Origin of the sequence: Legionella feeleii (assembly GCF_001467625.1) — a bacterium.
Lineage (GTDB): Bacteria > Pseudomonadota > Gammaproteobacteria > Legionellales > Legionellaceae > Tatlockia > Tatlockia feeleii.
In genome coordinates, this window is the sequence record NZ_LNYB01000085.1 from 155,463 (window position 1) to 162,858 (window position 7,396).

Genomic DNA, 7,396 nt, shown 5'->3' on the forward strand with positions numbered 1-7,396 from the left:
TAGGACTTGAAAACAGATTCAGCTCTGCTTGAATTATTTTGCAAATGAGCCAACAATAAAATGCAAATGACTGTGGATAACCTTGTGGTAAAATAATACAAAATCACACGATGAACCCGAATTATTTTGCAAATGAATTTTTACAAAAAAAGTCTAAAAAATTATCAAGATTACTAAATTCATAAGCTTTCGAATAAATTCAATGAAAACCTATTTTTATTTTTTTAGCAGACTGAGGAATCAAGGTTAATGGCTTAAGCATTATAAACTTTAGCCAAAAATTATTACTTTCAATGTAAACCAATATTATCCTATTTATTTTGATTGAAATAAATCAGTTTTGCTTTTGATATCCATTAGCTTTATTAAGCAAAAATAAAGGATCGTTTATTTAGTACGGCATGCGCTATTTGCAAAATAATTCGAGTTCAAAAGCAATTCTGTTGGCAATTTAATTCGGTTTCATCAAAATCCATTTGCATTTTATTGCTAGTTCATTTGCAAAATAATTCAAGCAGAGCTGAATCTGTTTTCAAGTCCTAACACCTACCAGCCTAATTAATTTTCCTTTTAATGCAACACGTATTTGCCCGAACGAATACTAATTATGGACTGTTCATTTTTTACAATAGTTCGAAATCCAAAAATATCACAATTTAAATCTGAATTAGCTAGTATTCTTTCTGCCGCTCTTTGTAGTGGCTTGTCGGTAAATAAAGATAAAATAGTCTTAATATGATTATTTCCATATTCAATTTTAAAAAAGGGAGGGATGATTGGTGTTGGGATAATATGATTTAAACATTGTTGCAAAGGGATTTGGTTCATTAAGCTAAATGAATAACTAAAATTATGACGGCCGGATAAACAATTCAGTACAACCATTAATTTATTATTTTCTCGAATAATCCGATAGCTTTCATGTTTTAAGGACATTAAACGTGGAAGTTTATATCCTGTATTTTTAACTGCCTCTAATAGTAGAGCTTTCTGATTTTGAATATAAAAATTACTTAGCTTCTCATAGACAGGTATTCTTAGGTCTCTAATACCTTCTATATTATAGATATCGGAAAATAAGCGCATTTTCTCAGATATCCAACTGCTGTAGGATTAATATCGTGATACATTACGGTATCCGTAATTGGCATCATTAATAATGAATTAGGAAGAGGTTGAACTTGATTAACTTTTACAAAATGATTATCAGACTTCTTATATATTCCCACTTCCCCTCCAAATCCTTCTTTCCAGTCAGATAAATATAGAAATACTGTAATATTACCAATATATTCTTTGTCATTGTGAATATGTAGTCCATTACCACCTTCAGGAAGCACTCTAAGCGAAGGATACTGGTCGCGTTTCCTTATGACTTCAAGATCAAAAGTTTTTCCAATTAATTTAATGAAAAACGGACTGCAAAATACGGATAGCAATTCTGGTACATTTAAATATGTATGAGATATTTCGAATCCTTCGATATTGGTAAGTTCGTGTATGAGTCTTTCACATTTGGCTCTTGCTTGTAAAAAAAAATTATCTTCTAAGATATTGGGAATAACAGCATAAGGATAAGGGTCATTGAATAAATAATTGGAGATAGCTCCTTTATTAAATTGATTAAGAACTGTTTTACTAATAAATTTATTTATCATTGTTGATATTAAAAGCTAACGACGAATTATGCCGAGGAGAACTAGTAAATAGGAAAATTGCTCCTAGTAAATATACGATTGCCAGGAGCTACTTAGCTATGACTTCGACTCTTCTTCTATTCTTTCTCTATCGTGTTCAGCATCAAGCTTATTAATTAGCTCTAACATATCGAGAGGTACAGCACTAAGAAGTCGCGGATGAATTGCTGTTTTTTCTGAAAGGTCTTTAATAATGAGTGTATCTTTATTATCCATGAGATATATACTCCTTTTTCTCATATTTGTACTGACTATTAAACGAGGGCGATTCTATCTCAAAAAGCTACTTGCCACAATAATCCTGTAAATTGAAAATTTAGGACTTAGGTTATTGTGCAGGCGACCTATCCAGACGAGACAAGTAGAAATGAGTTACAAAAATTGTTTTACTTTTAACAAATTTGTATTAAGTTCACTATTATACGCAACACTATATGTAACAGGTGATACTGGACTATCAGAGTAAATGTAAATACAAAAAATAAGGACGAATACCACTAATATTATTTGTATCAACATGAAAAAAAAATTAAGGTTTATTTTAATATTCATCCTAAACATACAATCTACCTTTGCTAATTTTATATTTTGCAACAGAAGAAAGTCGGAGTCTAGTAAGTGGCCTAATAAACTAATGTTAGGCGTTGCGCTTTTATTAGGACTCAGTCGAAATTAAAAAAGGGATGGCTTAATCAATTAGGAAATAGGGGGTTTTGTTAACAATTATTTATATTGGCTATTAAAATTTAAAAGATAGTAAAGCCGCGAGCGATAAAGATAATAAATATCCATGCATCAATGAGTTAAATTAACTATTAATAGCTATTTGCTAGCGTTAACACATTATTGATAAATTTAATGAGCATGGATATTTATTTAAATGGTTAGGAGTTGAACTCGATGAGTTTTATTTATTAATAGAGCAGAGGATCGCATCAACACTCGCAATATTTATCGAATCTGTCAGCGAATAATATTATGATAAGTATCTGCATTGACAAATATAGTCTTTTTTTATTCTATGGGTAGCCGTTGAAACTAGTTGCTCGATTCCTTCAAATTGTCTATCGAAGCTATATCCAGTTGGATTATCGGTGGACGGTACTAGATACACCACCATGCCCTCTATAAAACCATCCATTTTCTTTATCTCTTGATTTATTAGTTCAACATATTTTTGAGGAGATATTTTTGTCTTAACCATAATGGTCTCCTAATAAAGAAATTATAGTATAGCCTTTATGAGAGGTAAGCGATTTTATACGCCCATTAATTATTTTTAATAATTTTTCCATCATCAGAGATAAACTCTATTGGTATACAAGAAATAATTTTCAATGTGTCGCCTGCTTCAGATACAACCCCACCTAAAGAAAATAATGTTATACCTGATTCACTTTCTTCTATTGAAAACAAAGCAGCTCCGCTAATACCTCCAAGCTTATAGTCAATAGGCATTTTATCAGGAGAGTCAATAACATATTGCTCATCTAATACAAGCTTTATAGATATCTGAGAGACAGATTCAACAACACATAATGCGCCAAATATACCAAAATTTACATTTAGAAAACTTGTATGTATTCGATCACCTCCAGGATATCCTGCAAAAAATACAGTTTGATTTTTTTTAACAGAAATTCGCTTCTCCGGTCGGGGGAACGCATCTTTATTTATTTTAAATAAAAAATTATTTTTTATTTCGAAAGTTATCAAGTCAAGTTCTTTAGATTTATCTATTATATTTTCTTCTGGCTTAAATAGCTCATCCCCAATTTGTAATTTAGTATTGGAATCACTTTTGAAATTTAAATATTCTTCATATACATGATAAGCCGTTATACCGATTACTTGATGACTTGTTTTTAAGAAGAAAATAGTCCCATTTCGGAATTCAGCAGTATTTTTACATTTATAAAAGAAAATTGGAGCTGAATTTGAATTTGCATATCCTGTTATGAGCTTTCGAATATTATTAAGCAATTCATTTGTAGGTTTCATTCTGTATAAGGTGTTTATTTACTTCTTTTAAATATAGATCGTGAAATAATAAAAATGTGATACTTTTTTGAACACATTTCCTGACCAGAATATTTATAATAAAGGGAATATACATTGCTACTAAGCTAAAGTAACAGCTAACTAATAATTTTACGATTCATCACTTAAATTGAAGATGTTGGTGGTATAAATTGTGGATATATATTATATAAAGCGTTACAAATTTTTTCTTTATTAACTAAATTCACTAAAGATTCATTGATATATATTTCACTAAATAAATCGTAGGCCAACGCTTTTTTTTCTTTAGGTCTACGGAATAAAAATATAACACCGTGAATATAGTCACATGGATGAAGATTGTTATTTTTAATATATTGCTTTTCAATTATTTCTTTAGATTCGAGTATCTTATTAGCTGCAATAATACAGTCTAGATTATCAACAGTACCATGAAGAAGCTCAGAAATATCAATTCCTATAAAATTTAATCTATTATTTTTAAGGTTTGGACTAAATTTTTTTATCGATGACTTTTCCCAAATATCTTCTCGAATTTTGAAGTTTTCAAATAAAGGGTCTTGTTCGATAGGAAAAGAGCCATTATTTTCAATTAGTCTATTAAATTCCTCTTCAATATGGATAGCCTGTCTTTTTAGCTTCATTTCTATGCAAATCTCAAAATTTTCAAACCTCCAGAAAAAATCAACATTGCCCTTCATACCTTGCTCATTCTCGTATTGTAGTTGTTCATTTTTTTCTAAAAATTGATAAGCAAAATTAATTTCAAGTATTCGACCTCGTAAATCGCCTTGCTCTCGTGAAGATTGGAATTGTTTTAAAAACTTATCAAACCATTTTTCTTTTTCGAGACGATTAATTTTAATTAATAATTCTGAAGCACCAGCAAGGGTGAATGAGCTTCCACCAGAGTTTTTAATAATTGTTTCAAGTTTAGCTAGATCCATTAAAATCCCTATTAATCCTTTTATTTACAACTATAGTATCGAAATAAGGAGTTAGTGCTAAATTGCATTTGAGGTAGATAACTTCTCTGATCCACCCCAAACAAGAATAGTAGAGAAAGGGGGGATTAATGGGCATGTGAATTTCGGAGAATCTGAACTTTAAAAAGGATTAATAGATTGGGATAGATAAGATTATTTATTACCTATTACATTGGTAAAAATATTTTTTCAAACCCAGATCTCAAATAGATAGTTTGTTACAGGAATGGAGGCAGATCGGTTGTAAAAATTTATAAGTCATAGTAAAGGCGCCCTTGTTAGCGCCAAAAATTTAAGCGTTTTGTGTCGATTTCTTTAGCGTTTTTTGGTATTGTTTCCATTCTTTATCTTTTGCAAAGATAAAGTGAGCAGCTTCCTCGATGAAAAAGCCGATTTCATCAATATTCGCCCAAGCACAGTATTGTTGAATGGTTTGAAGAGTTTCGCTGCTAATTTCAGCTTTAATTTTTTCTTTCTTAGTACTGCGATTACCATTAATAATTGCCATTGTTTTATTTCCCCACTATTAAATTTCGCATTAATCATAACATAAGAAAACAGCCAAGAAGTAGAAAAGATTCTATGATGATTTCTATTAATACAATGAATAGGTGGTCTTTGGTGCGACATTGTAAAATGTATTACCTAGTGTTATAATTAGATAAAAAGGATGCCAGGTGGATATTTACAAAATTATCGCATTTTCTGAGTGGGCTGAGGAATATAAAGTCTCTGATGAGATACTTGTGGATGCAATTAAGGAAATGAATAACGGATTGTATGATGCTAATTTAGGCGGCAATGTCTATAAAAAACGAATTCCTTTGGATAATAAAGGGAAGAGAGGCGGCGCCCGAACTATAATAGCTTTTAAATCCAATGATAAAGCTTTTTTCATATATAGTTTTGCCAAGAATAAGAAAGAGAATATTAGTGAAAAAGAACTAAAGGCATTAAAAAAATTAGCCAAAGTATATTTTGGTTTAACTGATAAAGAAATTACGGAAGCGTTACGTATCGGGAATTTGATTAGGGTGGATATAAAATGAAAAAGTCAATTTTAGATGTAGTACACGGAACTGCTAAAGGTCTTTACGATGCGGGCATAGTAGATGCCACAACCATGCATGAATTTGATGTTTTGTGTTTGCCGCCTGTTAAATCCTTTACTTCACAAGAAATTAAATCACTGCGGTTGAAAGAACAGGTTAGTCAAGTAGTATTTGCCAAATATTTAAATACATCTCCTTCAACAGTTCGACAATGGGAACAGGGAGAAAAGCATCCGAGAGGTACTTCTTTAAAGCTCCTGAATTTAGTGGCTGATAAAGGTCTTTCTATACTTGCCTAAATTAAAGAATTGGTAATTTAGTGCATGACATTACGAGTAGGAATTGTAGAAATAGAGCATCATCAGTTTTGTAATTTTCAAGTTGATATTTTCGTTGTTTGCGTTGTTTTGCCATGAGACAAAAATGTTCAAAAGCTTCATTATAATCAGCAAAAGCAAGTATGCGGTTTTGTCCTAGCCTGGATTTAATACGTCCGTTACATACGTTAATTGTCCAGTCACCCAATAAATCTTTTTCAATGCAAATTGAATAATATCGCGTAGCTTTCTCAAAACGGGCGATATGGTAGAGTTCCTTAAGCTGAAAGTCGAGGTAGCAAAAAAGAGTATGCTCAAGGAGCCAGGGAATAATCACCATGATTTACCGGTGGCATGCTCCACGACACTCATCTCAGTAAACCCGTTTCGACAATCGGCAATGGATTCTGCTTCATGCATTAAATCATAAATGGTTTTATCTAGCTCTTCTTCATTCGTGTAAGGAATTTTTAAAATATAGTCCCAGCCATCCTTGTCTTTTTTAACCATATCAAACGATGAAAAGCAGTGATTTTCTATTTGTTTTCTGGAATCGTTTTTTCCACGTACAAACTTATTGTTGTTTTCTACACGCAACCAGATTTCTACGACAGCAATTTTTTTAGTGGCTTGACTACCAGGGATGGTATGGTCTGGATTATTTTGGCGGTGGGCTTTGATAATCCGGTAGACACTGGCAATACCCATGTTGAGCTTTTTGGCAATGGCGGTTCGAGTGAACCCTTGATTGATTAATTCCATCACTTCGGAGGATTTGGAGCGAGCTGTAGGTTTTCGTCCTTTGTACTTACCTTCTTGTTTTGCCCGTTGGATACCTTCCAGTTGTCGTTCACGGCGCAGATTGGTTTCAAACTCAGCAAAAACACCGAGCATATCTAAAAAAAATTTACCTGAGGCGTTGGAGGTATCGACGGGTTGTTCCAGTGCTTTTAAATGAATCTCTTTTTCTTTTAAATAATGAAGGAGATTTTGTAAATCAAGAATGCTGCGAGTAAGTCGGTCAATTCGAGTGACAACTAAGGTATCACCTTCGCGAATGTAATCCATACATTCATCCAAGGCAGTACGGTCTTTTTTTGAGGTGCCGCTTTTTTTCTCGGAAAAGATTTTTTTGCATCCTGCGTTTTTCAAAGCATCGAGCTGGATATCCAAATTTTGGTCAATAGTCGATACTCGGGCATAACCAACAAGAGCCATTTATTTTGCCATCCATAAATACTAGATATAGTGATATTAAACTACCATAAATAAAAATTAAATCCTATTGATAGAAAAAATAAGGCCTTTTAGAAAGATGGTAA

Annotated in this window: 11 protein-coding genes; 2 read left to right on the forward strand and 9 right to left on the reverse strand. The window is 32.1% G+C overall.

Features of this window, described 5'->3' with window-relative positions; genetic code table 11:
• Window positions 1-570: 570 nt before the first annotated feature.
• The 7 genes from Lfee_RS12980 to Lfee_RS13005 all read right to left on the reverse strand — a co-directional run bounded on the left by Lfee_RS12980 (window position 571) and on the right by Lfee_RS13005 (window position 5,213).
• Window positions 571-1,086, reverse strand: a complete 516-nt coding sequence (locus tag Lfee_RS12980) for a hypothetical protein (protein WP_058447429.1) — start codon at window positions 1,084-1,086, stop codon at window positions 571-573.
• The gene (locus tag Lfee_RS12985; RefSeq protein WP_058447430.1) at window positions 1,056-1,658 is read right to left on the reverse strand and encodes a 2OG-Fe(II) oxygenase; all 603 of its coding nucleotides are present in this window, start codon (window positions 1,656-1,658) and stop codon (window positions 1,056-1,058) included. The genes Lfee_RS12980 and Lfee_RS12985 overlap by 31 nt, the downstream gene beginning before the upstream one ends.
• Window positions 1,659-1,754: 96 nt before the next feature.
• On the reverse strand, window positions 1,755-1,913 hold the full coding sequence (locus Lfee_RS17090) for a hypothetical protein (RefSeq protein ID WP_156413396.1): 159 nt from the start codon (window positions 1,911-1,913) through the stop codon (window positions 1,755-1,757).
• Window positions 1,914-2,673: 760 nt separating this feature from the next.
• A complete protein-coding gene (locus tag Lfee_RS12990) occupies window positions 2,674-2,901 on the reverse strand; it encodes a hypothetical protein (RefSeq protein ID WP_058447431.1) in 228 nt (75 codons plus the stop codon).
• A 65-nt stretch (window positions 2,902-2,966) separates the two neighbouring features.
• On the reverse strand, window positions 2,967-3,698 hold the full coding sequence (locus tag Lfee_RS12995; protein WP_058447432.1) for a hypothetical protein: 732 nt from the start codon (window positions 3,696-3,698) through the stop codon (window positions 2,967-2,969).
• A gap of 164 nt (window positions 3,699-3,862) precedes the next feature.
• Window positions 3,863-4,666 carry a hypothetical protein gene (locus Lfee_RS13000; RefSeq protein ID WP_058447433.1) on the reverse strand — a complete coding sequence of 268 codons (804 nt, stop codon included), beginning with the start codon at window positions 4,664-4,666 and terminating at the stop codon, window positions 3,863-3,865.
• A 331-nt stretch (window positions 4,667-4,997) separates the two neighbouring features.
• Window positions 4,998-5,213, reverse strand: a complete 216-nt coding sequence (locus Lfee_RS13005; RefSeq protein WP_058447434.1) for a hypothetical protein — start codon at window positions 5,211-5,213, stop codon at window positions 4,998-5,000.
• Between the two features lie 169 nt (window positions 5,214-5,382).
• Here Lfee_RS13005 and Lfee_RS13010 point away from each other — a divergent pair, with 169 nt between their 5' ends.
• Both Lfee_RS13010 and Lfee_RS13015 read left to right on the forward strand, forming a co-directional pair.
• Window positions 5,383-5,754 carry a type II toxin-antitoxin system RelE/ParE family toxin gene (locus tag Lfee_RS13010; RefSeq protein WP_082646656.1) on the forward strand — a complete coding sequence of 124 codons (372 nt, stop codon included), beginning with the start codon at window positions 5,383-5,385 and terminating at the stop codon, window positions 5,752-5,754.
• The gene (locus tag Lfee_RS13015; RefSeq protein WP_058447435.1) at window positions 5,751-6,056 is read left to right on the forward strand and encodes a helix-turn-helix domain-containing protein; all 306 of its coding nucleotides are present in this window, start codon (window positions 5,751-5,753) and stop codon (window positions 6,054-6,056) included. Before Lfee_RS13010 ends, Lfee_RS13015 begins: the two co-directional genes overlap by 4 nt.
• A gap of 1 nt (window position 6,057) precedes the next feature.
• On the opposite strand, the gene Lfee_RS13020 is transcribed toward Lfee_RS13015, so the two are convergent.
• Together Lfee_RS13020 and Lfee_RS13025 are read right to left on the reverse strand one after the other, a co-directional pair.
• Window positions 6,058-6,414 carry a WGR domain-containing protein gene (locus Lfee_RS13020; protein WP_058447436.1) on the reverse strand — a complete coding sequence of 119 codons (357 nt, stop codon included), beginning with the start codon at window positions 6,412-6,414 and terminating at the stop codon, window positions 6,058-6,060.
• Window positions 6,408-7,292 carry a recombinase family protein gene (locus tag Lfee_RS13025; protein WP_058447437.1) on the reverse strand — a complete coding sequence of 295 codons (885 nt, stop codon included), beginning with the start codon at window positions 7,290-7,292 and terminating at the stop codon, window positions 6,408-6,410. The genes Lfee_RS13020 and Lfee_RS13025 overlap by 7 nt, the downstream gene beginning before the upstream one ends.
• Between the last annotated feature and the right edge of the window lie 104 nt (window positions 7,293-7,396).